25 protein-coding genes and 1 tRNA gene are annotated in these 24065 nt (G+C 70.7%); 12 read left to right on the top strand and 14 right to left on the bottom strand.

Features of this window, described 5'->3' with window-relative positions:
• Positions 1 to 120: 120 nt before the first annotated feature.
• From J2W20_RS12375 to J2W20_RS12360, 4 genes are all read right to left on the bottom strand, one after another.
• Positions 121 to 669: an NUDIX domain-containing protein gene (locus J2W20_RS12375; protein WP_307006940.1), complete on the bottom strand. Its 549-nt coding sequence runs from the start codon at positions 667 to 669 to the stop codon at positions 121 to 123.
• 87 nt (positions 670 to 756) lie between these two features.
• A complete protein-coding gene (locus J2W20_RS12370) occupies positions 757 to 1302 on the bottom strand; it encodes a cysteine hydrolase family protein (protein WP_307006939.1) in 546 nt (181 codons plus the stop codon).
• A 1-nt stretch (position 1303) separates the two neighbouring features.
• Positions 1304 to 2740: a purine-cytosine permease family protein gene (locus J2W20_RS12365; protein ID WP_307006938.1), complete on the bottom strand. Its 1437-nt coding sequence runs from the start codon at positions 2738 to 2740 to the stop codon at positions 1304 to 1306.
• Positions 2741 to 2846: 106 nt separating this feature from the next.
• The gene (locus J2W20_RS12360; protein WP_307006937.1) at positions 2847 to 3791 is read right to left on the bottom strand and encodes a flavin reductase; all 945 of its coding nucleotides are present in this window, start codon (positions 3789 to 3791) and stop codon (positions 2847 to 2849) included.
• Between the two features lie 141 nt (positions 3792 to 3932).
• On the opposite strand from J2W20_RS12360, the gene J2W20_RS12355 reads away from it, so the two are divergent.
• From J2W20_RS12355 to J2W20_RS12325, 7 genes are all read left to right on the top strand, one after another.
• Positions 3933 to 4622, top strand: a complete 690-nt coding sequence (locus tag J2W20_RS12355) for a GntR family transcriptional regulator (protein ID WP_307006936.1) — start codon at positions 3933 to 3935, stop codon at positions 4620 to 4622.
• A gap of 47 nt (positions 4623 to 4669) precedes the next feature.
• Positions 4670 to 5290 (top strand): amino acid synthesis family protein, encoded by a 621-nt coding sequence (locus tag J2W20_RS12350; protein ID WP_307006935.1) that lies wholly within the window; start codon positions 4670 to 4672, stop codon positions 5288 to 5290.
• On the top strand, positions 5287 to 5838 hold the full coding sequence (locus J2W20_RS12345; protein ID WP_307006934.1) for an amino acid synthesis family protein: 552 nt from the start codon (positions 5287 to 5289) through the stop codon (positions 5836 to 5838). The genes J2W20_RS12350 and J2W20_RS12345 overlap by 4 nt, the downstream gene beginning before the upstream one ends.
• 1 nt (position 5839) lies before the next feature.
• Positions 5840 to 6610 (top strand): alpha/beta fold hydrolase, encoded by a 771-nt coding sequence (locus J2W20_RS12340; protein ID WP_307006933.1) that lies wholly within the window; start codon positions 5840 to 5842, stop codon positions 6608 to 6610.
• On the top strand, positions 6594 to 8075 hold the full coding sequence (locus J2W20_RS12335) for an aldehyde dehydrogenase (protein ID WP_307006931.1): 1482 nt from the start codon (positions 6594 to 6596) through the stop codon (positions 8073 to 8075). The genes J2W20_RS12340 and J2W20_RS12335 overlap by 17 nt, the downstream gene beginning before the upstream one ends.
• Before the next feature lie 115 nt (positions 8076 to 8190).
• Positions 8191 to 9285, top strand: a complete 1095-nt coding sequence (locus J2W20_RS12330) for an LLM class flavin-dependent oxidoreductase (protein WP_307006930.1) — start codon at positions 8191 to 8193, stop codon at positions 9283 to 9285.
• A gap of 66 nt (positions 9286 to 9351) precedes the next feature.
• On the top strand, positions 9352 to 9549 hold the full coding sequence (locus J2W20_RS12325; protein WP_307006929.1) for a tautomerase family protein: 198 nt from the start codon (positions 9352 to 9354) through the stop codon (positions 9547 to 9549).
• 79 nt (positions 9550 to 9628) lie between these two features.
• Here J2W20_RS12325 and J2W20_RS12320 read toward each other — a convergent pair whose 3' ends face one another.
• Genes J2W20_RS12320 through J2W20_RS12310 form a run of 3 tightly spaced genes read right to left on the bottom strand, consistent with a single transcriptional unit; the run spans position 9629 to position 12877 of the window.
• Positions 9629 to 10387, bottom strand: coding sequence for an SDR family NAD(P)-dependent oxidoreductase (locus J2W20_RS12320; protein WP_307006927.1), 759 nt, complete (start codon positions 10385 to 10387; stop codon positions 9629 to 9631).
• Between the two features lie 36 nt (positions 10388 to 10423).
• Positions 10424 to 11347 (bottom strand): NAD(P)-dependent oxidoreductase, encoded by a 924-nt coding sequence (locus J2W20_RS12315; RefSeq protein ID WP_307006926.1) that lies wholly within the window; start codon positions 11345 to 11347, stop codon positions 10424 to 10426.
• Positions 11348 to 11359: 12 nt separating this feature from the next.
• Positions 11360 to 12877 (bottom strand): four-carbon acid sugar kinase family protein, encoded by a 1518-nt coding sequence (locus tag J2W20_RS12310; protein ID WP_373458010.1) that lies wholly within the window; start codon positions 12875 to 12877, stop codon positions 11360 to 11362.
• Between the two features lie 76 nt (positions 12878 to 12953).
• Between J2W20_RS12310 and J2W20_RS12305 the strand changes: the two genes are divergently transcribed.
• On the top strand, positions 12954 to 13655 hold the full coding sequence (locus tag J2W20_RS12305; protein ID WP_307006925.1) for a FadR/GntR family transcriptional regulator: 702 nt from the start codon (positions 12954 to 12956) through the stop codon (positions 13653 to 13655).
• Between the two features lie 7 nt (positions 13656 to 13662).
• Here J2W20_RS12305 and J2W20_RS12300 read toward each other — a convergent pair whose 3' ends face one another.
• Positions 13663 to 14496, bottom strand: a complete 834-nt coding sequence (locus J2W20_RS12300; RefSeq protein WP_307006923.1) for a putative protein N(5)-glutamine methyltransferase — start codon at positions 14494 to 14496, stop codon at positions 13663 to 13665.
• A 47-nt stretch (positions 14497 to 14543) separates the two neighbouring features.
• Between J2W20_RS12300 and J2W20_RS12295 the strand changes: the two genes are divergently transcribed.
• A complete protein-coding gene (locus tag J2W20_RS12295; protein ID WP_307006922.1) occupies positions 14544 to 14753 on the top strand; it encodes a dodecin in 210 nt (69 codons plus the stop codon).
• A 6-nt stretch (positions 14754 to 14759) separates the two neighbouring features.
• Here the strand turns inward: J2W20_RS12295 and J2W20_RS12290 are convergent, their stop codons facing one another.
• Positions 14760 to 16412, bottom strand: a complete 1653-nt coding sequence (locus J2W20_RS12290; protein ID WP_307006921.1) for a substrate-binding domain-containing protein — start codon at positions 16410 to 16412, stop codon at positions 14760 to 14762.
• 355 nt (positions 16413 to 16767) lie between these two features.
• Positions 16768 to 16840, bottom strand: a tRNA-Lys gene (locus J2W20_RS12285).
• A gap of 139 nt (positions 16841 to 16979) precedes the next feature.
• Between J2W20_RS12285 and J2W20_RS12280 the strand changes: the two genes are divergently transcribed.
• The 3 genes from J2W20_RS12280 to J2W20_RS12270 all read left to right on the top strand — a co-directional run bounded on the left by J2W20_RS12280 (position 16980) and on the right by J2W20_RS12270 (position 19630).
• Positions 16980 to 17636 (top strand): hypothetical protein, encoded by a 657-nt coding sequence (locus J2W20_RS12280; RefSeq protein ID WP_307006919.1) that lies wholly within the window; start codon positions 16980 to 16982, stop codon positions 17634 to 17636.
• A 358-nt stretch (positions 17637 to 17994) separates the two neighbouring features.
• Positions 17995 to 18612 (top strand): nuclease PIN, encoded by a 618-nt coding sequence (locus J2W20_RS12275; protein WP_307006918.1) that lies wholly within the window; start codon positions 17995 to 17997, stop codon positions 18610 to 18612.
• Between the two features lies 1 nt (position 18613).
• Positions 18614 to 19630 carry an inorganic phosphate transporter gene (locus J2W20_RS12270; protein WP_307006917.1) on the top strand — a complete coding sequence of 339 codons (1017 nt, stop codon included), beginning with the start codon at positions 18614 to 18616 and terminating at the stop codon, positions 19628 to 19630.
• A 112-nt stretch (positions 19631 to 19742) separates the two neighbouring features.
• On the opposite strand, the gene pstB is transcribed toward J2W20_RS12270, so the two are convergent.
• The 4 genes from pstB to pstS form a co-directional block, all read right to left on the bottom strand.
• A complete protein-coding gene (gene pstB, locus J2W20_RS12265; RefSeq protein ID WP_307006916.1) occupies positions 19743 to 20522 on the bottom strand; it encodes a phosphate ABC transporter ATP-binding protein PstB in 780 nt (259 codons plus the stop codon).
• Between the two features lie 28 nt (positions 20523 to 20550).
• Positions 20551 to 21657 (bottom strand): phosphate ABC transporter permease PstA, encoded by a 1107-nt coding sequence (gene pstA, locus J2W20_RS12260; RefSeq protein ID WP_307006915.1) that lies wholly within the window; start codon positions 21655 to 21657, stop codon positions 20551 to 20553.
• 1 nt (position 21658) lies between these two features.
• Positions 21659 to 22675, bottom strand: coding sequence for a phosphate ABC transporter permease subunit PstC (gene pstC / locus J2W20_RS12255; protein WP_307006914.1), 1017 nt, complete (start codon positions 22673 to 22675; stop codon positions 21659 to 21661).
• A 78-nt stretch (positions 22676 to 22753) separates the two neighbouring features.
• Positions 22754 to 23869, bottom strand: coding sequence for a phosphate ABC transporter substrate-binding protein PstS (gene pstS, locus J2W20_RS12250; RefSeq protein ID WP_307006913.1), 1116 nt, complete (start codon positions 23867 to 23869; stop codon positions 22754 to 22756).
• Positions 23870 to 24065: the final 196 nt, after the last annotated feature.

Raw genomic sequence — 24065 nt, 5'->3', positions numbered from 1 at the left:
CGCATCTAGGGTTCGGATGTCGAGGCCCGGTTCGCCTCGCGAGATGCAGACGCGGCTGTCAGCGTCGTAGGCCGCGAACCAGAACCCCGTTGCCACCTGCCGAGACCGTCTCTATCACCCCTAGACGGAGCGGCCCCCTTCCCTGCGGAACTCCACGAGGTCGCCCGGTGAGGACCGAGGTTCCTCGGGTGCGCCCGGCGAGCGGCCCTGATCGCAACGCAGAGTAGCCTCGAGCACTGTGCCCAGCCATGCGACTCGGTTGCTGAAGCGGCGAACCTTGGCGAGCTTTGCCCACCTGTACGCGTCGTGCTCCCCATTGATGCGGAGGCGACGCCGGCTGGTGGAGGCCCTGAAGGTGTGCACAAGCCAGGGCGCGCCGCTCCTGTCGGGCAGGAGGAGCGGACGGCAGCGTTCAAGCACGACGTCCTCCTGGGTGAGGCCGGTCTCCTCATAGAGTTCCACGAAGGCCTGCTGCCGTGGAGTGGTCCCGGGATCGAGGTAACCGGTGACGCAGTGCCAGAGCCCCTGATCGTGGTGGACTGCGCTGCTCCGCCTGAGGAGGGCGATGCGGCCATGGTGTTCCAGGACGATGGCCACGACTTCGCGGACGGCTGTCCCAGCTCTGGGGGCTTCAGCTGAGGAGACTGTCGTCTCGTCAGTGATCGTCATCGGTCCTCCGGGGGATTCGGTCTGGTGGTGCTTGGGGCAGGCGGGGTCGGGGACGCTCCGTCGCGGGAGCGCCCCCGGCCCTTCGCCTCACGCGAGCAGGTCCGCCACCGTTGTCGTCTCGCACATCGGGGAGAGCATCTGCATCAGGGCCAGGGCCTGCTCATGGGCGTCGTCGCTCGCCCCGGCACAGGCGTCCGAGACGACGGTGACGTAGCGGCCTGCGTCGACGGCCGCGAGCGCCGTCGAGAGCACGCAGCAGTCCGTGGCCACACCCGCGAGGAGCATCCTCTCGCCTTCGGGGATGGCCGAGGCGAGCTCCGGACCCCATTTGCTGAACGTCGGCGCGTCGAGGACCGTCGCACCGGGCGGAAGCGGCACGGCGAGTGCCCACTCCTCTGAGCCGGAGGCCAGCCGCATCTCGCTCCAGCGCGCGTAGTACGCGGACCATGAGCCTGCCTCCGCCTCATCCCTGACGAAGCGCGTGTAGACGGGCGGGATCCAGCTGGCCTCACTGAGCTTCGCGATTCCGGCGGCGGCCTCGTCGAAGCGTGGTACGTGCCATGCGGTCTTCCCCCGGAAGGCACGCTGCATGTCGACGACCACCAGGCGTCCGCCCCTGTCCGGGCTCCCCATCTCAGAACTGCCGCGCCGCGACGGTGCGGTCGAGCATGTCGTGTCCGGAGAGGCGCTTGAGGCGATACGTGGCGAAGTAGACGAGGGCAGCGACGAGAGCGCCGACGTAGTAGGAGAGGTCCCCGATGCCGGGCAGGGCCTTGGCGATCGGGCCGGTGTAAATCGAGGACATCCAGAAGGGCGAGGAAGCAATGACGCCGACGGCCCAGGCGACGAAGCCCCATTCGAACTTCCGCTTCTTGTCGAAGAGCTCGCGGAGCCCGCGTTCGCTGCGGCGGCCGCCGAAGAGGTAGTCGCAGACGAGGACGGCGACGTAGGGGGCGATGCAGTAGGCGGTGAGGTTGAGGAAGGCGGTGAAGCCCTCATTGAAGCCGTCCTGGCCCCAGAGAGCGACCACGTAGGAGATCACGCAGATGAAGATGACGCCGGTGTGGCGCTTGACCGGGATTCCCATGGTCTGAATGGAGATCGCGCCACCGTAGACGTTGAGGAAGTTCTGGGTGAACGAGGAGATGGCGACGATGGCGAGGCCGATCGGAGCCCAGGGTCCCATGATCTCCTTGAGGGCGCCGATGCTGTCGCTGGCGGTCGCCGTAGAGCCGAGGATCGTACCGAGGACGCCCATCCAGATCATCGTGACGGCGTTGCCGAGCATCGTGGCCCACCCCGCGCCGCGGCGATTTCCGGGGGTGTTCGGCAGATAACGGGAGTAGTCCGAGGCGAAGGGCATCCAGGCGACGATGAACGAGAAGAACCAGCCGAAGAAGACGATCCAGCCGCCGATGCCGTCGAAGCCCTTGGCGGCGGTGTTGACCTCGTTGACGATGTGCCCGTTGACGGCGCTGACGGCGGTGATGAAGACGAAGCCGACCACGAGGACGAACGAGAGCACCCGCTGGAGGAAGTGGATGAGGTTGTAGCCGATGACCGCGACGCCCAGCTGGATTCCCATGAGGACCAGGGATGAGATCCAGAACGGGATGCCAGTGAGGAGGGCGATGGCCTTGCCGCCGAGGATGACCGTCACGGCCGCCCAGCCGATCCCGGCAAAGACGTTGACGTAGGCGACCGGGAACAGGTTGCCGATGAAGCCGAGCGGGCCCCTGCCCTGCATCTGCTGCGGGACGCCCAATCGGACGCCCATGGCGGAGAGGTACCCCATGCCGGCCGACGAGATGACGCCTGCGAGCACGATGGCGAGCACGGCGGCCCAGAAGGGCAGGCCGAAGTAGGCGGCGCTGAAGCCGAGGACGACGATGGGGAAGTTCATCCCGGCCGCGAACCAGAGGAAGAACTGGGACCGGGGGCGCCCGTGCCGTTCGACGTCGGGAATGTGCTCAATGCCGTAGGGCTCGATCTTGGTGAGGCTGTCGCGGTATCCGCGGTCCTCGGCGATGCTGTCCTCGCTTGCTGCTGCGCGGACGGTGTCTGGGCTCATGGTTAGTCCTAAAGTGGAGGTGCACACCTGTGTGCACTGCTTGTCTGAGCAGATGGGCTCGGCGCGGCTGCTGTCCTGTGCGAGGTCTCAGCCGCGCCGCTGCCTTTCAGAGTTCGACGAGCTGGCCGCCGTCGAAGAAGTGCCCGGCCTTGTAGACCATGGGGGCGGCGCCGTCGACCTCGGCGTGGCGGACGCGGCAGATGAAGACCGTATGGGTCTTCGCCTGGAAACGCTCCTGGATCTCGGCCTCGATGGAGGCGGCCGAGCCGTCGATGAGCGGGCTGCCGTGCGGCCCCTCGTGCCAGTCGACCTCCGCGAACTTGTCGGGCGACTTCGACGCGAAGACCCCTACTGTGGAGCGCTGGTCCGCGCCGAGGATGTTGATGCCGAGGTGGCTGGAGGAGAAGAGCGCCGGATAGGTGCTGGAGGTCTTCTGGACGCAGACCAGCACGAGCGGCGGTTCGAGTGAGATGGAGCAGTAGGCGTTGGCGGCGAGGCCTTTCGGCGTGTCTCCTTCCTTGGTGGTCACCACAGTGACCCCGGTGACGAACTGGCGGTTGAAGGCCTTCATGACGTCCAGGGCCGGGTCAGCGCCCTCCTCCTCCGGTTCGGGGGCGGGAGGGGCGGCGATGCCCCGCAGGGGGCGGATGCCGAGGCCCGCCAGGAGCTCGCTGCCGTCCCAGGTCACGGTCTCCCTCAGGACGCGGCCCTGGGCGTCGAGCACGAGGATGTTCGAGCCCCGGGTCTGGACGGTGAGGCCAGTGGCCGGAACACCGAGGTATTCGCGGGTATGCGTACCGGTCGAGGTCCAGAACACGGCGACGGTGCCCTCGCCTTCGACCACGTCGTCGACGGTGGTGCGCAGGTCCGGGAACGCCTCCCGGACGGCCGCGATCTCTGCCTTGAGGCCGGCGAGGTCGATGGCCGCACCGGTGGCCTTGCTCGTCCGGGTGTAGCCCTCGGCCATGAGCGCATCGAGCGCGCCCAGGTCACCCTGGTCCCACGCGGCGAGCCAAGCGGACGTGATGAGCGGTTCAAGCGTCTGTTGCATACCAACGAAGGTAAGGCAGCTCACATGGACAGGTCAACGGTTTGCCGGAAATTAGGGGAAAGTCCCGGGAAACCGGTCGATCACTAGGGAATCGGCAGACCCTCTTGACGCTCATCATGCATGCAACCTACGCTGTGATGCATGCAAGACGCTCTCGGCCTCAGCACCGCCAACGGCGAACAGGTTGGCCTCCTCGACCGCATCCGCCAGCTCGTCCTCGGCGGCGATTTCCCTCCGGGCGCCCTCCTGCCCGAGGCCTACCTCGCGCAGGCCTTCGACGTCAGCCGCACCCCCGTCCGCGAAGCGCTCAAGCAGCTCCAGCATGAGGGCCTGGTGGAGATCCGCCCCAAGGTCGGAACGTTCGTGCGGGAGCCAACGCGCAGGGAGATCGTCGAGCTGTTCCAGCTCAAGGAGTCCCTCGAGGGACTCGCGGCCTCCCTCATGGCACGCCGGGGCGAGGTTCCCGAGCTCGCCGTGCTGCGCCGCAACCTCTCGGACTCGGAGGAAGCGGTCCTCGCCGGGGACGCGGACGGCTACGCGCGCCTCGTGCACGAGTTCCACTGGGCGATCGTGCACGGGTCGGACAACCACAAGCTCGTCGAACACTACGAGCGGCTCATGAACCAGCTCGCCTACCAGCGGCTCGTGCTGCGCACGGTCGAGCACCCCGGGCGCATTGCTGCCTCCACCCAGGAGCACCGCTCCGTGCTCGAGATGATCCAGCACAAGGATCCCTTCGGCGCGGAATCCGCGATGAGGAACCACGTCTATGCATCCTCCCGCGAGGCACTGATGCCGGACTCGTCCTTGAGCTCCGCGGCCCGGAACTGAACCACCACAGCCTCTCGCTGTCCTCACCAGAAAGTCATGGCCCCATAGTGCGCAACTTCCCAGACCAGCCAGAGGAGCTGATCCGCAAGGTCGTCTTCTCCAGGGAGGAGGTCCTGCTCGAAAACGGGACCGCTCCCCTCATCCCCGCCGCCCGAGCCGCCGCGGCCGCGGTCGTCGCCAATCCCTGGGCGCGCCTCGGCCCGGACGCCGACCTCTCGGAAGCGGCCGCCTGGCTCGCGCCGGCGATCGCCGCCAGGCTGATCGACCGGCTCCTGTCCGGGCTCGGCGGCGCGGATGCCGTCGAGGCGTTCGGCAAGGGCGCCATCGTCGGGACCGCCGGCGAGATCGAGCACGGGGGCGCCCTCATCCACACGCCCTACTTCGGGAACCTGCTGCGCGAGTCCCTCGAAGGCACCTCGATCATCTGCTTCGCCGACTCCCGGGGCGACGCCGGAGAGGCCCTTGTGGTGCCCATGTGGCACAAGACGGCGGCAGCCACCCGGACCCACTACCAGACCGTCGACATCCGTATCCCGGACGCGCCGCGCCCGGATGAGATCGTCGTCGTCGCGGCGGCGTCGACTGGCCCCCGCCCCCATGCCCGAATCGGAGACCGGACCACCGATGCCCAGGTCTCATGGAGCACACTCGTAGGAGCAACCAGATGAATGTCAGGAAGATCGTCACCCTCATCGACGAGACGGCACGCGAAGGCGGCCGTGCCGTGGAGCCCGCGGCCCGCGTCGCCGTGGTCGCCGCGGTGATCGAGAACCCGTGGGACGGCCAGCCCTTCGTCGAGGACCTGAGCGACGGCATCCGCGAGAACGCCTCCGATATCGGCGCGCTTCTGGCGCCCCGGGTGATCGAGGCGCTCGGCGTTCCGGTCGAGGCGTACGGCAAGGCGGCCATCGTGGGCCTCGACGGCGAGATCGAGCACGGCTCCGCACTGATCCACACCCTCCAGTTCGGCGACCACTTCCGCAAGGCGGCGGAGGCCACAACCCTCCTGCCGGCCGTTGAGAAGCGCGGCCGCGCAGGCGTCACCTTCGACATCCCGCTCAAGCACAAGACCGACGCAACGGTCCGCTCCCACCACCAGAGCATCGAGGTGCGGATCGCCGACGCGCCGCACCCGGGGGAGATCATTGTGGCCCTCGCTGCGGCGGCCCAGGGCCGCCCGCAGCAGCGCCTCGCCCCGCTGACGAGCGAGCAGTAGCGTGGAGGAGTCCCAGGCCCCGGTCGTCCTCCTCCACGGAGTGGGGCTGGACCGCTCGATGTGGGACGCCCTCATCGCCGACGGCGCGCTCTGGCTGGCCGGGCGGGAGGTCATGGCCCTCGACCTTCCCGGCCACGGCGGCCAGCCTCACCTGCGCACGCCCACCACGCTGGCGAAGATGGCAGACGACGTCGCGCGGCGGCTCCCGCCGCGGGCGCACCTCGTCGGTTTCTCCCTCGGTGCCCTGATCGCCCAGGAGCTGGCTGCGCGGGCGCCGGAACGGATCCTCTCGCTCGTCTGCGTCAGCTCCGTCTGCGACCGCACCGAGGCCGAGGCCGATGCCGTCGGCCGCCGGCTCAGGACGGCCCGCGGCGACTTCGCCGCGAGCGCGGAGGCCGCAGTCGAACGCTGGTTCCCCGAGACCGATCGGGTCGCGCCCCACCTCGTCGAGCAGGTGCGGGAAGTCCTGCTGTCCAACGACCGCGAGTCCTACCTCCACGCCTACCAGGTCTTCGCCACCGGTGACCGCGACGCCGCCAACGCCCTGCCGCTCATCACCGCGCCGACTCTGGCGGTGACCGGCAGCGATGACCCGGGCTCCACTCCCGAGATGACCCTGCGCCTCGGCCGGCTCGTGCCCGGAGCCCGCACCCTCGTCGTCGACGGCGCGCGCCACATGCTCCCCCTCGAGCAGCCCGAGCAGCTCGCCCGCCTCATCGCCGAGTTCGCGGACGAGGCCGAAAGGAAGATGCACCATGCCAGTACGGATTGACCACTTCATCGGCGGCCGGTGGACGCCGCCAGCCGAAGGACAGTACCTCGAAAGCACCAACCCCGCGACCCTCGAGGTGCTCTACGAGGCCGCCCGAGGCACTCAGGCCGACATCGAGGCAGCGATCGATGCGGCCTCGAAGGCCTTCGACGGCCCAGACTGGTCCAACCTCACCCCCACCCGGCGCGGACACCTCCTCCGCCGCCTCGCCGACCTCGTCGGAGAGCACGGCGACGAGCTCGCCCGGCTCGAGACCGAGGACAACGGCAAGCTCCTGCGGGAGATGAGGGTGCAGCTGCGCACGCTGCCGGAGTACCTCTACTACTACGCCGGTCTCGCCGACAAGGTCCAGGGAAGCCAGATCCCCGGGATGGACCCGGCCATCCTGAACTACACCGTCCGTGAGCCGCTCGGCGTCGTCGGCGCCATCACCCCGTGGAACTCGCCGCTGACGCTGACCGTCTCCAAGCTCGCCCCCGCCCTGGCCGCCGGGAACACCCTGGTCATCAAGCCGTCCGAGTACACGTCCCGCACGGTCCTGCGCCTCGCCGAGCTCGCCTCGGAGGCGGGCTTCCCCGACGGCGTCGTCAACGTCGTCACGGGCCTCGGCCGCGAGGCCGGGGCAGCGCTCGTGGAGGACCGGCGGATCGCCAAGATCAGCTTCACTGGCTCCACCGCGACCGGTCGGGCGATCGCCTCCTCAGCGGCGTCCCGCTTCATCGGCTGCACCCTGGAGCTCGGCGGCAAGAGCCCGAACATCGTCTTCGAGGATGCCGACGTCGCCAGTGCCTCCCTGGGCGTCGTCGCCGGGATCTTCGCCGCGGCAGGCCAGACCTGCATCGCCGGCAGCCGTGTGTTCGCCCACCGGTCCGTCTACGACGAGCTCGTCGAGCGCGTCGCCGAGCGGGCGAAGCGGATCGTCATCGGCAACCCGCTCGAGGACGCCACCGAACTCGGGCCGCTCGCCTTCGGCGACCAGCTGAGCAAGGTGGAATCCTACGTGAACCTCGGTGTCGAGGAAGGCGCAACGGTCTCGTATGGCGGCCAGCGCCCGGACACCGGGCTTCCGGGCTACTTCTACTCCCCCACCGTCCTCACCGATGTGGACAACCGCATGCGGGTGGTCCGCGAGGAGATCTTCGGGCCCGTCGCCGCCATCATGCCGTTCGACACCGAGGAGGAAGTCCTCCCACTCGCGAACGACACCGAGTATGGGCTCGCCGCCGGCGTCTGGACCAAGAGCCTCGCGCGGGCGCACCGCATGGCCAGGCACCTTGAGGCCGGGACCGTGTGGGTCAACACCTACCGCGCCATGTCCCCCATGTCCCCCCGCGAGGGCTTCAAGTCCAGCGGCGTCGGCATCGAGCACGGCCTCGAGTCGATGCACGAGTACACGCGGCTCAAGAGCGTGTGGATCAACACCAGCGAGGAGCCTGTCGCCGACCCCTTCATCATGCGGAGCTGACCTCCGGCCTGCTGCATACGCAGAGCAGGCACTCCTCCGCCCCCGCCATGGGCCGGCATCGGCCCTCCCGCACCAATCTCCGCCGCGAGCGGACCGAGCGCAGTCAGGAGCACTCATGCGATTTTCCCTATTCGTCCACATGGAGCGCTGGGATGAGTCAGTCACCCACCGTGAGCTGTTCGAGAACCTCACCGAACTCACGCTGATGGCGGAGGCCGGCGGATTCAGCACGGTCTGGATCGGCGAGCACCACGCCATGGAATACACCATCTCGCCCAGCCCGATCCCGCTGCTGGCCTATCTTGCCGGCCAGACCTCGACGATCCGACTCGGGGCCGGCACGATCATCGCGCCGTTCTGGAACCCGATCCGTGTCGCCGGTGAGTGCGCCCTCTTGGACGTGATCAGCAACGGGCGCATGGAGGTCGGCCTCGCGCGCGGGGCGTACCAGATCGAGTTCGACCGGATCGCCGGGGGCCTTCCCGCGACCGACGGCGGGAAGCACCTGCGCGAGCTCGTGCCGGCCGTGCGCGAGCTGTGGCGCGGCGACTATGCGCACAACGGCGAGATCTGGCAGTTCCCCACCTCGACCAGCGTTCCCAAGCCGGTCCAGCAGCCGAACCCGCCGATGTGGGTCGCGGCCCGTGACCCCGACTCGCACAACTTCGCCGTCTCCCAGGGCTGCAACGTCATGGTGACCCCACTGATGAAGGGTGACGAGGAGGTCGCCGACCTCAAGCGGAAGTTCGACGACGCCTGCGCCAACAACCCCGAGGTTCCCCGCCCCGATCTCATGGTCCTGCGCCACACCCACGTCCACTCCCCCGAGGACCCGGACGGCTGGCGTCCCGCCGCGGAGGCGATCAACCGCTTCTACCGCACCTTCGACGCGTGGTTCGGCAACAAGTCCACCCCGGTGAACGGCTTCCTCGAGCCCAGCCCCGAGTCGAAGTTCGAGGGACGTCTGGAGTTCCAGCCGGAGTCCCTGCACACGACCGCCATGATCGGCACGCCTGACGAGGTCATCGCCCGCCTGCGCGACTACGAGGCGCTCGGCGTCGACGAGTACAGCTTCTGGATCGACAACAGCATGAGCCACGAGGCCAAGCGCGAGTCGCTGCAGCTCTTCATCGAGCACGTGGTCCCCGCGTTCACGGAGCAGGCCGCTCACGAGCAGTCCCAGGAGTCTCTGGGGGCATCGGCGCGCTGACCAAGACCATCCGCATCGGTCGGGCTTCCCGACCATGACCATGACCATGACCATGAGGAGCACCCCATGCCCCTGATCGACGTCTCGATCGCCCAAGGCCGGACCCCCGAGCAGCTGCGCTCGCTCATCTCCGCGCTCCACAGAGCAGCCGAGGAGAGCGTGGGCGCGCTTCCCGAGAACACCACAGTGATCATCCGGGAGGTGAGCACCGAGCTCTGGTCCAAGGCAGACCAGACCATCGCGGAGCGGAACGGCAGCCGCTGATTAGGGCACTTGCCCACCGGGCATGGTGAGGGGCCGGCAGATCCTGCCGGCCCCTCACCGGCCGGCGGCCCGGCGCCGCCTAGCGCTCGGGGCGCCGCGCCGGGCCGCCGAGGACGCGGTCCGGCAGCACGGCCGCGGCCGCGCGGACTGCCTTGTACCGCATCGACGGGACGGACACCGACCTGCCGGCCAGGTTGTCGCGGAGCCCGTCGCGGACCACCCGCTCGGCGCGGAGCCAGGCCCAGCCGGGAATCCATCGTGTCTCCATGCCCATCCGCGCATGGAACTCGGTCCGCACCAACCCCGGGCACAGCGCCGTGACGAGCACCCCGGAGCGCCGGTAGTGCACGTTGGCCCAGCGGCTGAAGGCGAGCAGCCAGGCCTTGGCCGCCGAGTAGGTCCCGCGCGGCAAGAAGGCCGCGACGCTCGCCACGTTGACGATCCGGCCCTCCCCGCGGGCGAGCATGCCCGGGAGAACGGCCCTGGTGGTCCTGAGCGCGGCCTCGACGTGGAGCCGGAGGTGGTGCACCTCTTCCTCGGCCGGGGTGTGGTGGAAGTCGTGGAGGAGCCCCAGCCCCGCGTTGTTGACGAGGATGCCGACGGGCCGTGAGGGGTCCGCGAGCCGCGTGGTCACGGTGCCGAGGTCCACGGGGTCGGTGAGGTCCGCGGCGAGGACCTCGGTCGCGACGCCATGGCGCCCCCCGAGCTCCTTCGCCAGGGCATCAAGGCGGTCCTGGCCCCGCGCCACGAGGACGAGATCGTGCCCCTGGGCCGCGAGCTGACGCGCGAACTCGGCCCCGAGGCCACTGCTCGCGCCGGTGATGAGCGCCGTCGTCATGCGCACCAGCCTACCGACCCGGCTCAGGATGCCCGCTCAGCCTGCCTGTCCAGCGGTCCGCGGGGCGGGTGCGACGACCTTGATGACGGCGGAGTCGTCCGCGGCCGCCAGGCCTTGGGCCGCACCGAGCAGGTAGAGCTGCTCCGCCGCCGCGGCGACGGGGGCCGGGAGCCCCACGGAGCGGGCGGCCTTCCCGACGATCCCCATGTCCTTGACGAAGATGTCCAGCCGCGAGAGGACCTCGGCCCCCTCCTCGGAGTAGGCCTCGAGCATGCGGGGGCCGCGATTGGAGAGCATGAACGATCCCGCCGCCCCGGCGCCCAGGGCCTCGAGCGTCTTCGCGGTGTCGAGGCCGAGCGCGTCGGCGAGCGCGAGCGCCTCGGCAGCGGCGGCGATGTGCACGCCGCACAGAAGCTGGTTCACCGTCTTGAGCGCCTGCCCGTCGCCGGGCCTGTCGCCCACCACGGTGAGGGTGGAGGCCAGGAGGTCGAGGATCGGGCGCGCCTTCTCGAGGTCGGATGGCGCGGCCCCCACCACGATGAGGAGGTCGCCCTCACCGGCGCGCACGGGGCCCCCGGAGAGCGGGGCGTCGACGAGGCCGATGCCCAGCACCGCGAGGCGGGCGGCGGTGCCGGGAATGGCCTCGGTCCCGACCGTGCTCGTGAGGATCACGACGGCGCCGGGGCGGAGCGAGGCGGCGACTCCGCCTTCGCCGAACAGGACCTCATCGAGCTGGTCGCCGTTGCGGACGGCGAGCAGCAGGGCGTCGGCTCCCACGACGGCGTCTGCCGCGGAGCCGAAGGTCCTGATGCCGGCCGCTGCGGCGAGGTCGAGGCGGGGCTGGGCGATGTCGAAGCCATGGACGGTGAGGCCGGTCGCGAGCCGGGTGGCCATGGGCAGGCCCATGGCGCCGAGCCCGAGGACGGCGACGGTGGTGGCGGCCGGGGAAGTCTCAGTCATGGGTCTCTCCTGTCAGAACGTCGTGCTGAGGGTCCGGGTGACCTGGGCGAGGGACTCGTCGTCGCCCACGTTGCCGGCGAACACGATGTACGGGATGCCGCGGGCGGGCCCGTCGACCGGCTCCCACAGCGAGACGATGCCCGGGAGCATGGGCCCGCGCACCACGGCGCGGCGGATCTCGAGGCCGTGCGCGGCCACGTCGGAGGAAGTGATGCCGCCCTTGGCGATGACGAACCGCGGCGGCGCGGCCGCCAGGACGCGGTTCACGACGCTGACGACGGCGGCGCTCACCGTCCGGGCGATCTCGAGGCTCTTCGCCGGGTCCTCGTCCTTCACGAGGACCCGGGAGGTGTGGAGGATGACGTCGCCGTCGGCGAGGGCGCGGACGACGGCGCCGACGGTCGCCTCGAGGTGCCCTGTGGCCCTCTGCGGGTCGAGGAGCTCGTTGACGTCGATCTCGATGGTGCGCGCGGAGGAGTGCTGGGCCGTCAGCCGCTCGAGCTGCCGGGTGGTGAGCCCCACATGCGAGCCGACCACGATGAGGCCGCCCGCAGCGAGGTCCTCTCGCTGGCCGCCCGAGGCTGGGTCCCCGTACACGTCCTCAGCGGTGAGGGGCGCGCGGACCTCCTGCCCGATGCGTCCGCGCACGAATGGGGGCCCCACGCGGTACAGGAGCGAGGCGCCGCGGCGCTCGGCCTCGTCGAGGCCCAGGGCGAGGGCGCGCAGGTCGTTCTCGCCGGTGACGTCGGCGACGATGGGGGTCCCGTGGTGGGCGCGGGCGATCGCGTCGGCGATGGCCGCCGCTCCCGCGCGGATGGTGCCGAGGTCGAGCACGACCACGTCGGCGGCGCGCACGCGGCCGGCGGTCTTCTCCTCGACGTAGGCGGGGAGGTAGGAGGTGGAGAAGCCGAACGTGGCGTCCCTCGCGAACTCGGTCTCGCTTACGGGCGTGAGCGCGCCGTCGCCGCTGCGGACGTAGTGTTCGCCGCCGATCGTGACGCGTCCGGCGTCGGGGAAGGCGGGGACCATGACGACGCCGTCCACGGGCTTCCCGCCCTGCGCCGCGATGGCCTCGGCGAGCACGTCCGTCTCGAGCGGGAAGTGGCCGCGGAGGGTGGAGTCGCTGCGGCTGACGAAGGCGAGCGGGACCCCCGCCTCCTCGGCCGCTTCGGTGGCCGAGGCAACCACTTGGCGGTTGCGCTCCGCGGCCTCGGCGGGGCCCAGGCTGCGGGTGTTGGTGAGGACGTAGACGGCCGCCGGACGGCTTCCGCCGGGACGGGCCGCGAAGGCCCAGCGGAAGTCCTCGACATCCCACCGGGTCAGGACGGGCAGGTCCGCCACCGACTGCGTGCCAGTGGGGTCGTCGTCGAGGACCACGAGGACCCGGCCGGAGCGGGCCACGGCGTCTGCGACCTCCCGCGCGGCGATCTCGCACTCGGCGGGGTAGTCGGCGAGGGCTTCGGCTTCGAGGAGCACGGCGAACACTTCCTTGTGCGGGGCAAGATCGGGCATCTGTAAGATGTCTGACATCTAATGTCGCTGCTAGAGTGGCACACACTCCGCGGCGGCGCAAGGCCGCCCGGCGCAGCCCAGAGGAAGAGGACCAGTGGCGCGCAAATCCCTCGTGGGCGAGGTCGCCGACGGGTTGCTGGACCGGATCGTGGCCGGCGAGTTCCCTCCGGGCTCGGCCGTGCCCGGCGAACTCGAGCTGAGCTCGCGGTATGACGTGAGCCGGATGACCGTGCGCGAGGCCATCCGGACCCTCACGGCCCAGAACATCCTGCGGATCGAGCGCGGACGGGGCACGTTCGTCAACCAGGTCAACCGGTGGAGCTCGCTGCACGCCGTGCTCCGCGCGACGAGCGAGGGCACGGACGCCTCCGATGCCGCCGTCCAGCTCATCGAGCTGCGCCGGATGCTCGAGGCGGGCGCCTGCGAGCTCGCCGCCGAGCGGATCTCGGACCAGGACCTCGCGGCGCTCGATGCCCTCGTGGACCAGATGCGCGAGGCGCGCCGGGCCCAGGACCTCGAGCGGTTCGTCGAGGCCGACCTCGCCTTCCACGACGTGATCCTGCACGCCTCCGGGAACCCGTTCGTCGCGGTGCTGTTCGAGCCGCTCAGCCGGATCCTCGCCGAGCGCCGCTCCGAGACCTCAGCCGTGCCCGAGATCCAGGAGCACGCCATCGCGATGCACGTGGCCGTGAGCGAGGCTCTGCGCCGCCACGACCCCGTCGCGGCCCGGGCGGCCATGGACGCGCACATGCAGCAGACCCTCGATGACCTGAGGACCTACATCCTGGACCGCTGACCGCTCCTCAGCCGCTGACTGCCACGACCGCGGTGCCGCCGAGGTCCTCGTCCTCCTCCGCACGCGCCACGAGGCCCGCCTCGGCCAGGATCCGGAGCGCCGCGGCGGCCTGCGTCCGGCCGACCTCGATCACCAGGGTGCCGCCGGGGGCCAGCCACCCGCCGGCCTCGGCGGCAATGCGGCGGTGCAGGGCCAGCCCGTCGGCGCCGCCGTCGAGGGAGGCGCGGGGCTCGTGGTCCCGGGCCTCCGGGGGCATGAGCGCGATCGCCGCGGTCGGCACGTACGGGGCGTTCCCGATGATGACGTCGACACGGCCGCGCAGTGCCCCGGGGAGTGCCGCGAAGAGATCCCCCGTGTGCACCTGGCCGCCCCAAGGAGCGAGGTTCCGGCGGGCGTACGGTGCCGCCGCCGGGTCGAGGTCTGCGGCGTGCAGCTCGAGCCCCCCGGGCGCCCAGCCGCGCGCGCCGAGCGCCGCGGCGAGGCCGGCCCCGAGGGCCGCCGACCCGCAGCAGAGGTCGACGACGACGGCCGGCGGCGCGCCGCCGTCGTTCGCCAGGGCCGCAGCGGCGAGCCGGACGAGCAGCTCCGAGCGGCGCCGCGGGACGAAGACGCCGGGTCCGACCGCAACGCGGAGCCCGGCGAACTCGGCCCAGCCCACGAGGTGCTCGAGCGGCTCTCCGGCGGCGCGCAGCGCTACGAGCCGGTCGAGGTGCCCGCGGTCCTCGGCGGCCTCGATCAGGAGGGCGGCCTCCTCCTCGGCGAACACGCAGCCGGCGGCCCGCAGCCGCCCCGCCACGTGGGCGAGGAGCGGCGGCGCCGACTCTGGCCAAGCACTGGTCACGGGGTTAGTCTGCCAGCACTGATCCCACCCCCAGCCGAGGAGGAGCCATGGCAGGCAACACCTACAGCATCTCGGAGATCGTCGGTACGAGCCCGGACGGGATCGATGCGGCCATCCGCAACGGCGTGACCGCGGCGTCGCAGACGGTGCGGAACCTCGACTGGTTCGAGGTCCAGTCCGTACGCGGCCACCTCGAGGAGGGCGAGATCAAGGACTGGCAGGTCACCCTGAAGATCGGATTCCGCCTCGAGCGCTGACCTCCACTACTGCGTCCTGGCCAGGAGGGCCTCGCTGAACACCTTCGAGATGTCGGCGGGGTCCTTCGCCACGTAACTCGACCCGCCGGTGGCGGCGGCGATCTGCTTGAGCACGGGCTCGTCCGCGTCCGCGGTGATGCCGATGGTCACGAAGATGACGGGCTTGGCCGGGTCCTTCTCCCGCGCGAAGGCCGCGAGGAGCTGGTCGAGGGTCATCGAGTTGGGCTTCTCGTTGGACCCGTCCGTGAACAGGATCACCGAGTTCACGGCCCGGGGGTCGTAGTTGGCCTTGACCGTGCGGAACGCGGCGAGCGCGGTGTCGTAGAGCCCGGTGCCCCCGCCCACGAGGCCGCCGAGCGAGGCGATGTCCCCCTGGATCCGCTCGCGCTGGGTCCTGCCGTCGGTCACGGCGTCCATCCTGCGGATCGGGTCGAGCTCCTGGTAGTCCTGGCCGGGTCCGCCGAGCCCCACCGAGAACGCCCACATCCCGAGCTGCGCCGTGTCCGGGAACAGGTCGGCCCCCTTCAGCGCTGCCTCCTGGGTGAGCTGCATGCGGCTCTTCCCGCCGGCGTCGAGCCCCATCGAGCCCGAGACGTCCATGACCACGAGCGAGCGGAACGGCACCGCCTGGAGCGCCCACATCTTGGTGGCGCGGGTCAGGGCGTCGGCGGACGGCGTGAGGGTCTTGACGGTGCCGACGAAGCCGGCGGCGTGGTCCGGGATGCTGCCGCCGGGACCCCGCAGCCCGCGGGCGGCGAGGGCCGCGCGGCCGGTGCCGTCCGTCAGGGCCGCCGCCAGCGCCTTCGCGGCGTCCGCTGCCCCGGCCCTGCGGGCAGGGTCGGGCGACGTGACCGCGATCGGGTAGTCCGCGAGGGCAGATCCGCTGGCGGGCGGGGACGCGGCGAGCTTGGTGGACGGGCGGGACGAGGCGTAGTCGATCCACGAGCTCTCGGTCACCACCGCCGACGAGTCGGAGCGCTCCGCACTGTCCAGGAGCGCCGAGTCCGACTGCGTCCCGGAGGGCCTCTGGGCGGCGGTCTGCGCGAGCTGTCCCAGCGAGCCCGCGAGCGCCTTCGGGTCGGATGCGCCGGACTGGCCCTCCGCCACCGCGCCCGCGAGCGCCGTGGCCGCGCTCGCGCTCGAGAGCGGGTCACCCAGGAGCACCCCGGGGGCCGCCAGCACGCCGGACCACGTCGCGGGCGCCTGGGCGCCCTTGCTCTGGACGACCACGGCGGGCGAGGACGCGACGGACGGCACCGCGATCTCGGGCTTCGGGCTGGCGCTGACCGCCGAGACACGTGCGGAGGTGTCCGCCAGCCAGAGGTCGGGTGCCTGCGTGCCGGCGGCGACCTTGGCGGCGATGGCGGCCTGGTCGGCGACGTCGACCCTGAACGCCGCGCACGCCGACGGGCTGACCCGGCCGAGGGCGTCGTTGACCGCGGGCAGCGTCGTGGAGTCGGCAAGGAGCGTGTAGGTCTGGGTGGTGGCGCAGTTCGCCGCCGTCGCCTGGGTCAGGCGGGGAACGAGCGCCCAGGCTGCCAGACCCACGACCACGAGCGCGGAGGCGGCAACGATGCCCAGCAGGGCGAACCGGTTCCTCCGGCGCCTCGCCCTCCGGCTGCCCTCTGTCCTGGCCCGGCCTGCGACCCTGCGTCCCATCCCTGCACTCCTCCCACCCCCCTGGTCCGCTTCGGTTGTTCGGGCACACGGGAGCCCCGCGGGGGTGCTGCCCCGCCGTCCGCACGCCAAATGATCCCGTCCATCATAGACGGACCCGGGAGGCCGGGGTGACCGCTCTCACAGGGGGCGCCGGGTTTCACGCACGTCCCACCCGTTCACAGCCTTCACTCGGGGCATAGCTCGCTGATAGCCTCGTCCCCGCGCGGCATGCCGCCACTGCTGGGGAGTGGTGCGGAAGTCGTTGTCGCGCCAAGGCGCCCGGGCCCCGTGATCAACGGGCCCGGGCGTCTCGGTCGTAGGGATGCCGCAGCAGGCGGCTGCCTGCGGTGATGGGTGGGCCCCGTGGGTTTCGAACCCACGACCCGCGGATTAAAAGTCCGCTGCTCTACCAACTGAGCTAGAGGCCCGGTGCCCGGCATGCGCCGGACGGCACAACTCTAGCGCAGGGCAACCACGCGCCGTCGTGCGCCCGGGGCGGGGCTCGGACCCTGCATGGGCACGCCTGTCCGAGAGGAGTACCGTACTGGGCATGGACGAGGCAGCCGCATGAGCGAGAACCCAGCATCCAGCGGGTCGGGACCGGTCAGGCACCACAAGCCGAAGCCGTTCGCGCCGATCGACTTCGAGCCCTTCGCCGGCGGTGCCGACCCCGCCCGGGTATCCGAGGCTGCGCACCTCGCCGCGCAGGCGCTCGTGCGCCGCGGCCGCGAGAGCGAGGACCCGGAGGTGACGCGCAGGCTCGTCCGGCTGGCCGACGAGCAGGGCCTCGAGGCCATCGCCGAGATGTGGTCGGAGAGCCCGGCACGGTCCCTCCCTGGGGCCCTGTGGCGCCTGTATGCCCTGCGGGCGGCGACCAAGCAGGACCCGGAGCGCATCTCGGTGTACTTCCGGGCGGGCAAGGACACCGCTCAGGTCTCGCACGCTGTGGCCGGCGTGGCCGAGCCGCCGGGGGCCGAGGAGCTCACCGCCATGGCGGACGCCATCCTCTCCGGTGCGTTCGACGGCGAGTTCGACGTAGCGCTCGAGCGCTCGGCGGCGTTCTGCCGCGTCGTGGCGCTGGGCCAGGCCACGGTTGCGGACAGCGCCGAGTGGGCGAATTCGCAGCATGCCAGCAAGCTCACGCGCAGCGCCAACCAGCTCGTGAAGACGGCCGAGGACCTGGAGGCGTCCGCCAAGGCGTGGCGGCGCGGGCAGCTGGACTGAGCCCGCCCGGCCATGACCCGGCCGAGACACCCAAAGCTTTCACCCGGGTTGACTCTCCCCCAACGGCCGTAGAACACTGGTGGTGGCGTCGGACCGCGGCACCCCCGGGCTCCAACTCTCAGCCGCTTCGAGCGGCCTTCCGCCGAGAGGCGGTCCCGGTTCGGCGCCCTTGCTTCCCTCGCCGGGGAGCCCGCACAGGAGCGGGCCCGGCGAGGATCCAGGCCTCGAGGATCCAGCCCGCGGCAGGGCGTTCACCCCGGTCACGTAAGATGCGAGGGGCCGGCATCCCGCCGGCACGAGGCCATCGCGCCGGGGACTGCGGCGGCCGGAAGGCCGCACCGCCCCCGCTCGGAGACCCATGAAGTTCAGGCTGTTCCCCCAGGAGACGGCAGGCCTCGAGCTGCTCGCCTCCATGGCGCAGCAGTCCATGCTCGCAGTGCAGACGCTCTCGGAGATGTTCGGCGCCGACCGCGCCGACTACGACCAGCTCGTGGACACCCTCATCGCGAACGATGCCCGCACCACCGAGTTCCGCCGCACGCTCCTCACCCGCCTGCGCACGAGCTTCGTCAACCCGCTCCCCCGCGAGGACCTGCTCATCCTCTCCGAATGGCTCTCCCAGGCGGTGGGGCACCTCGTGGCCGTCGGCGAGCTCATCCAGCTGCACGCGATCGACCGGCTCCCGTCCGAGGCCGCCGACATGCTCGACATCGTCAACCGTCAGGCCGAGCTCGCGACCGCGGCCATGCGCGGCCTCACCCGGCTCGAGGACCTCGAGGACTACTGGGCGGACACGGTCCGGCTCTCCAAGCGCGCCGAGCACACGCACCGTGTGTGGAGCGCGAAGGCCCTCCGCGAGCTCTCGATCACCCAGTACGCCCGCACCGTCGAGGTGGCCCGGTCGCTGCTCGAGGCGGTCCACGCGTTCCAGTCCGTGGCCATCCAGGTGGGACGCATCATCGTCAGGGAGTCCTGACGTGGCCGCTGCGCTCGTCGGCGCGTCGATCGTGCTGGTCTGCGCCTTCGGCTTCCTCAACGGCTTCCGCGATGCCTCCAACGCCGTGGCCCTCACGGTCCGCACCCGCGCGCTGACGCCCGGCATCGCCGTCGTCCTCACGGCGGCGTTCAACGTGCTCGGCACCCTCGCCGGGGCCTGGCTGCACAGGGCGCTCGGCACCGTGTTCGTGACCGTCCCGGCCGGAAGCGGTGGCCTGACCGTCCTGGCGGCCACGCTCGTCGCAGCGATCCTGTGGGGCGTCTGGGGCTGGTGGAAGGGCTACCCGTCCTCGTCCACCCACGCGCTCGTGGGCGGGCTCATCGGGGCGAGCATCGCCTCGGCGGTCCTCGGCGGCCGCGTCCCGGGCGAGCTCGACCATGTGTTCTGGCTCGCCATCGGGCTGCCGCTCATCCTCTCGCCGCTGCTCGCCTTCGGCGCCGCGTTCGTCCTGACGCCGATGGTGACGTGGATGGTCCGCTACACCCAGCCGAGCCAGGCGCACGCGGGCCTGCGCGCGGCGCAGTCGGTCGGCGCCGCCGTCGTGGCCTTCGGGCACGGGCTCCAGGACGGACAGCGGATCGTGGCCCTCCTGGTCATCTCGGCGCTCGGCTCCGGCGCGAGCTTCGACCACGTCCCCCTGTGGGCCGCGGTGCTGGGCTCGCTCGTGCTGGGAGCGGGCACGCTCGCCGGCGGCTGGCGCATCACCTACACCCTCAGCCACCGGCTCATCCGCATGGACCCGCTGCGGGCCTTCGTGTCCCAGCTCGTCACGAGCACGATGCTCGTCATCGGCTCCCTCGGGCTGCACATGCCGCTCTCGACCACGCACACCGTGGTCGCCTCCGTCCTGGGCGCCGGCGTGAACCAGGACTACGCGTCCGTGAACGGCCCGCTCGTGGTGCGCCTCATCCGCTTCTGGCTCGTGACCCCGCTGACGACGGCGGCCCTCGGCCTGGTCTTCGCCCTCGCCTTCGCGCCGCTCGCCGGCCTGGGGTAGCAGCCCCCGAACCGAATGACAGGCCCGAACGGGGCCACCGGCACCGAACGGAACGGCGGGCCGCCGCGCCCGAGGCGCGGCAGCCCGCCGTCGTCCGCTGCGGGAGTGCGGATCAGCCGAAGCGGCCGGAGACGTAGTCCTCGGTGGACTTCTGGCCCGGGTTGTTGAAGATCGTGGTCGTGTCCGCGTACTCGATGAGCTTGCCCGGCTTGCCGGTGCCGGCGATGTTGAAGAACGCGGTCTTGTCCGAGACGCGGGCGGCCTGCTGCATGTTGTGCGTGACGATGACGACCGTGTAGTTCTCCTTGAGCTCCTCGATGAGGTCCTCGATCGCGAGCGTGGAGATGGGGTCGAGGGCCGAGCACGGCTCGTCCATGAGGATGACGTCCGGCTTCACGGCGATGGCGCGGGCGATGCAGAGGCGCTGCTGCTGGCCGCCCGAGAGGCCGGAGCCGGGCTTGCCCAGGCGGTCCTTGACCTCGTTCCACAGGTTCGCGCCCTGCAGCGACTGCTCCACGAGGGAGTCCGAGTCCGCCTTCGAGAGCTTGCGCCCGTTGAGCCTGACTCCGGCGAGCACGTTGTCCCGGATAGACATCGTGGGGAACGGGTTGGGGCGCTGGAAGACCATGCCCACGTGGGTCCGCACGGCGACCGGGTCCACGCCCGGGCCGTAGAGGTCGTCGCCGTCGAGGAGGACCTCGCCCTCCACGCGGGCGCCGGGGATGACCTCGTGCATGCGGTTGAGCGTCCGCAGGAACGTCGACTTGCCGCAGCCGGAGGGCCCGATGAAGGCGGTCACCGACTTGGGCTCGATGTTCATCGTGACGCCCTCGACGGCGCGGAAGTCGCCGTAGTAGACGTTCAGGTCCTTGACGTCGATTCGCTTGGACATGGTTTCCTTCGTAGTTCGGTGCGTGCCGTCAGCGGCCGGTCTTCGGGGCGAAGACGCGGGCGATCAGCCGGGCGATGAGGTTCAGGAGCATCACGAAGATGATGAGCACGAGGGCCGCGCCCCAGGCGCGCTGCGTGCTCGGATCCGGGTTGGACGGCGAGGTCGGGTTCAGGATCTGCGTGTAGATGAACGTCGGCAGCGAGGACATCCAGTCGGAGAACACGTTGAGGTTGATCTTCGTCGCGAAGCCCGCGGTGACGAGGATCGGCGCCGTCTCGCCGATGACGCGGGCGATCGCGAGGGTGACGCCGGAGGCGATGCCGGAGATCGCCGTCGGGATCACCACCTTGAGGATGGTGCGCCACTTCCGCACGCCCAGGGCGTAGGAGGCCTCGCGCAGCTCGTTGGGGACGATGCGCAGCATCTCCTCGCTCGAGCGGACCACCACGGGGATCATGAGCACGGACAGCGCGACGGCCGCCACGAAGCCGGTCTTGGTGCCGGGGCCCAGGAGCGTGGCGAAGAAGGCCGCGGCGAACAGGCCCGCGACGATCGACGGGATGCCGGTCATGACGTCGACGAAGAACGTGATCGCCCGCGAGAGGGGGCGTCCGTTGCCGTACTCGACGAGGTAGACCGAGGTGAGCAGGCCGATCGGCACCGAGATGATCGTCGCCCAGAGGGTGATGAGCAGCGTGCCCATGAGGGCGTGGTAGATGCCGCCGACGACGTGGGTGCCGTTGTTGACGGACTCGTTGTCCTGGATGCCGCTCACGCCGTTCATGGAGGTGCCCAGGAAGCCCGGCGTCGTGAGGCCCTTGAGGCCCTCCACCACGACGGTCCACAGGACGGAGACGAGCGGCAGCAGGGCGATGAGGAACGCGCCGACCACGAGGCAGGTGGCGAGCTTGTCCTTGGCCTTGCGCGGGCCCTCCACGGCGGCGCTCCAGCCGGCGTAGACCACGGTGAAGGCGATCGCGGCGAAGATGCCCCATCCGAAGAGGGTGAAGCCGACGAGGGAGGAGGCGGCGGCGCCGAGCACGAGGGCGACGGCGAGGGAGGCCCAGGGCGCGAAGCGGGGCAGGCGGTTGCGGGTCAGCGCGGAGCTGCGCCGCTGCAGGACGTTGGTGGCCATGTCAGTTGGCTCCCGAGAATTCCTTGTGGCGGCTGATGACCCAGCGCGCGATGACGTTGACCAGCAGGGTGATCACGAACAGCACGAGGCCCGCCGCGATGAGCGTGCTGAGGCTGAGGCCCGAGGCCTCCGGGAAGTTCAGGGCGATCTCGGCGGCGATCGTCTGGTTGCCGGACCGGATGAGGCTTGCGATGAGCGGCCCGGAGGAGAGCACGAGCGCCACGGCCATGGTCTCGCCGAGCGCGCGGCCGAGGCCGAGCATCACCGCGCTGATGACGCCGGGCCGGGCGAACGGGAAGACGGCCATGCGGACCATCTCCCAGCGCGTCGCACCGAGTGCGAGCGCGGCCTCCTCGTGGAGCTTGGGCGTCTGGAGGAAGATCTCGCGGGAGATCGAGGTGATGATCGGGATGACCATGACCGCGAGGACGATCGACGCGGTGAGGATGGTCTTGCCGGTAGCCGACGCGGGGCCGGCGAAGATCGGGATCCACCCGAGGGTGGAGGCCAGCCACGTGTAGCCGGGGACGACGGCGGGCGCGAGGAAGAGGATGCCCCAGGCGCCGAAGATGACCGACGGGATGGCCGCGAGGAGGTCGATGACGTAGCCGAGGACCTGCGCGAGCTTCCGCGGGGCGTAGTGCGAGATGAAGAGGGCCACGCCGATCGAGATCGGCGTCGCGATGACGAGCGCGATGGCTGCGGCGATCACGGTGCCGATGACGAGCGGGACGATGTACGCCCAGAAGCCCTGCCCGCCGGCGACCTGGTCCTGCGGCGCGACGAGCGCGGGCACGGCCTGGGCGACGAGGAACGCGGCGACGGCGAACAGGACGACGAGGATGACCACGCCCGCTGCGAGGGCTGCGCCGGAGAAGATCCTGTCGCCGGAGGCCCCGCCGCCGGATCCGAAGCGGCTGCGGCCTTCGGACTGCTCGGAGTTCGTATCGGTCTGGGTGGTTGTCACGTCCGGTCCCTCGAGTGCGGCATCGAGATGCCCGCCGTCAGTTCTGGTCATCTTGTCACGTCCTCTGGTACCCAGTGCAATGCCCGCCCCGGCCGGAATGGCCGGGACGGGCGGGCACGGTGCGGAAGGTCAGGACTTGACCTTGATCGACTCGATCGCAGTCTTGGCCTTGGCGGCGAGGTCCGAGGAGAGCGGGGCGCTCTTCGCGGCAGACGCGGCGGCCTTCTGGCCGGCGTCGGAGACCACGTAGGTCTCCCAGGCCTTCACGAGGTCGGCGGTGGCCTGGTCCTTGTAGGACGTGCAGACCACGTGGTACGAGACGAGCACGATCGGGTAGGCCGAGGAGTCCGTGGGCGTGCGGTCCAGGTTCAGGGCCAGGTCGTTCGCGGCGCGGCCCGCAGCAGGCTTGGACAGCGCCACGGCCTTCGCAGCGCCCTCGGCGGAGAGGGCCACGAACGTGTCGCCGACCTTGACCTTGGCCTTGCCCAGGCTGCTCGTCACGGCCGAGTCGTCGGCGTAGGCGAACGCACCGGGGGTGTCGGTGACGGTCTTGACGACGCCCGAGGTGCCCTTGGCGTTCTCACCCGGGAGCGAGGACGGCCAGGTCTGGGCGCCCTTGTCGGTCCAGACGGACGGGGCGGCCGCCGCCAGGTACTCCGTGAAGTTCTGGGTGGTGCCCGAGTCGTCGGAGCGGTGCACGGGGGTGATCTTGAGGTCGGGGAGGCTGACGCCCGAGTTGTCCGCGGCGATCGCCGGGTCGTTCCACTTGGTGACCGCGCCGCGGAAGATCTTGGCGATCGTGTCCGGGCTGAGGTTGAGCTCCTTCACGCCCGGGACGTTGAACGTCACGGCGATCGGGGAGATGTAGACCGGGATGTCCATGGCGCCGTCGGGCCCGCAGACCTGCTTGGCGGAGGTGAGCTCCTCCGGCTTCATCGCCGCGTCGGAGCCTGCGAACTGGCTCGCACCGGAGATGAAGGTCTTGCGGCCGGCGCCGGAGCCGTCCGGCGAGTACTGGACGGTCACGCCGGGGTTGGCCTGGGTGAAACCCTGCTTCCAGGCGTCGATGGCGGAAGCCTGGGCGCTCGAGCCGGTGCCGGTGAGCGTGCCGGTGACCTTGGAGCCGGAAGCGGCGGCGGAGTTCTGGGTGCCGGTCGCGTTGTCAGAGCCGCAGGCGGAGAGCGCGAGCACGCCCGCAGCGACGACAGCGACGGCCGAGAGGCGGCCGAAACGGAGTGCCTTCACGAATGATGCCCCTTCTTGGGTGGTTTGGGTGCGTACGAGCCGTACTGTTGTCGAAGCTAGGGCCGACAGGTAACGAGTCTGCTCGCGCATGGTTAACGAAAGATGAACTGCGCGCGGATTCCGCGTGACGGGGGCGCCGCGGGCTTGCCATCTTCATCACACCGCACTAATGCAGCCTCCCCCGCGGCCCCTCCGG

It is taken from the genome of Sinomonas atrocyanea (assembly GCF_030812675.1).
Classification (GTDB): domain Bacteria; phylum Actinomycetota; class Actinomycetes; order Actinomycetales; family Micrococcaceae; genus Sinomonas; species Sinomonas atrocyanea_B.
Note: the sequence above shows the minus strand (reverse complement) of the source record. Positions and strands in the feature narration are given on the sequence as shown.

What these genes read in the sequence shown, in the direction of transcription:
- J2W20_RS12375 (WP_307006940.1), bottom strand. Translation starts at nt 669, where the DNA reads ATGACGATCACTGACGAGACGACAGTCTCCTCAGCTGAAGCCCCCAGA.
- J2W20_RS12370 (WP_307006939.1), bottom strand. Translation starts at nt 1,302, where the DNA reads ATGGGGAGCCCGGACAGGGGCGGACGCCTGGTGGTCGTCGACATGCAG.
- J2W20_RS12365 (WP_307006938.1), bottom strand. Translation starts at nt 2,740, where the DNA reads ATGAGCCCAGACACCGTCCGCGCAGCAGCAAGCGAGGACAGCATCGCC.
- J2W20_RS12360 (WP_307006937.1), bottom strand. Translation starts at nt 3,791, where the DNA reads ATGCAACAGACGCTTGAACCGCTCATCACGTCCGCTTGGCTCGCCGCG.
- J2W20_RS12355 (WP_307006936.1), top strand. Translation starts at nt 3,933, where the DNA reads ATGCAAGACGCTCTCGGCCTCAGCACCGCCAACGGCGAACAGGTTGGC.
- J2W20_RS12345 (WP_307006934.1), top strand. Translation starts at nt 5,287, where the DNA reads ATGAATGTCAGGAAGATCGTCACCCTCATCGACGAGACGGCACGCGAA.
- J2W20_RS12335 (WP_307006931.1), top strand. Translation starts at nt 6,594, where the DNA reads ATGCCAGTACGGATTGACCACTTCATCGGCGGCCGGTGGACGCCGCCA.
- J2W20_RS12330 (WP_307006930.1), top strand. Translation starts at nt 8,191, where the DNA reads ATGCGATTTTCCCTATTCGTCCACATGGAGCGCTGGGATGAGTCAGTC.
- J2W20_RS12325 (WP_307006929.1), top strand. Translation starts at nt 9,352, where the DNA reads ATGCCCCTGATCGACGTCTCGATCGCCCAAGGCCGGACCCCCGAGCAG.
- J2W20_RS12320 (WP_307006927.1), bottom strand. Translation starts at nt 10,387, where the DNA reads ATGACGACGGCGCTCATCACCGGCGCGAGCAGTGGCCTCGGGGCCGAG.
- J2W20_RS12315 (WP_307006926.1), bottom strand. Translation starts at nt 11,347, where the DNA reads ATGACTGAGACTTCCCCGGCCGCCACCACCGTCGCCGTCCTCGGGCTC.
- J2W20_RS12310 (WP_373458010.1), bottom strand. Translation starts at nt 12,877, where the DNA reads ATGTCAGACATCTTACAGATGCCCGATCTTGCCCCGCACAAGGAAGTG.
- J2W20_RS12295 (WP_307006922.1), top strand. Translation starts at nt 14,544, where the DNA reads ATGGCAGGCAACACCTACAGCATCTCGGAGATCGTCGGTACGAGCCCG.
- J2W20_RS12290 (WP_307006921.1), bottom strand. Translation starts at nt 16,412, where the DNA reads ATGGGACGCAGGGTCGCAGGCCGGGCCAGGACAGAGGGCAGCCGGAGG.
- J2W20_RS12280 (WP_307006919.1), top strand. Translation starts at nt 16,980, where the DNA reads ATGAGCGAGAACCCAGCATCCAGCGGGTCGGGACCGGTCAGGCACCAC.
- J2W20_RS12275 (WP_307006918.1), top strand. Translation starts at nt 17,995, where the DNA reads ATGAAGTTCAGGCTGTTCCCCCAGGAGACGGCAGGCCTCGAGCTGCTC.
- pstB (WP_307006916.1), bottom strand. Translation starts at nt 20,522, where the DNA reads ATGTCCAAGCGAATCGACGTCAAGGACCTGAACGTCTACTACGGCGAC.
- pstA (WP_307006915.1), bottom strand. Translation starts at nt 21,657, where the DNA reads ATGGCCACCAACGTCCTGCAGCGGCGCAGCTCCGCGCTGACCCGCAAC.
- pstC (WP_307006914.1), bottom strand. Translation starts at nt 22,675, where the DNA reads ATGACCAGAACTGACGGCGGGCATCTCGATGCCGCACTCGAGGGACCG.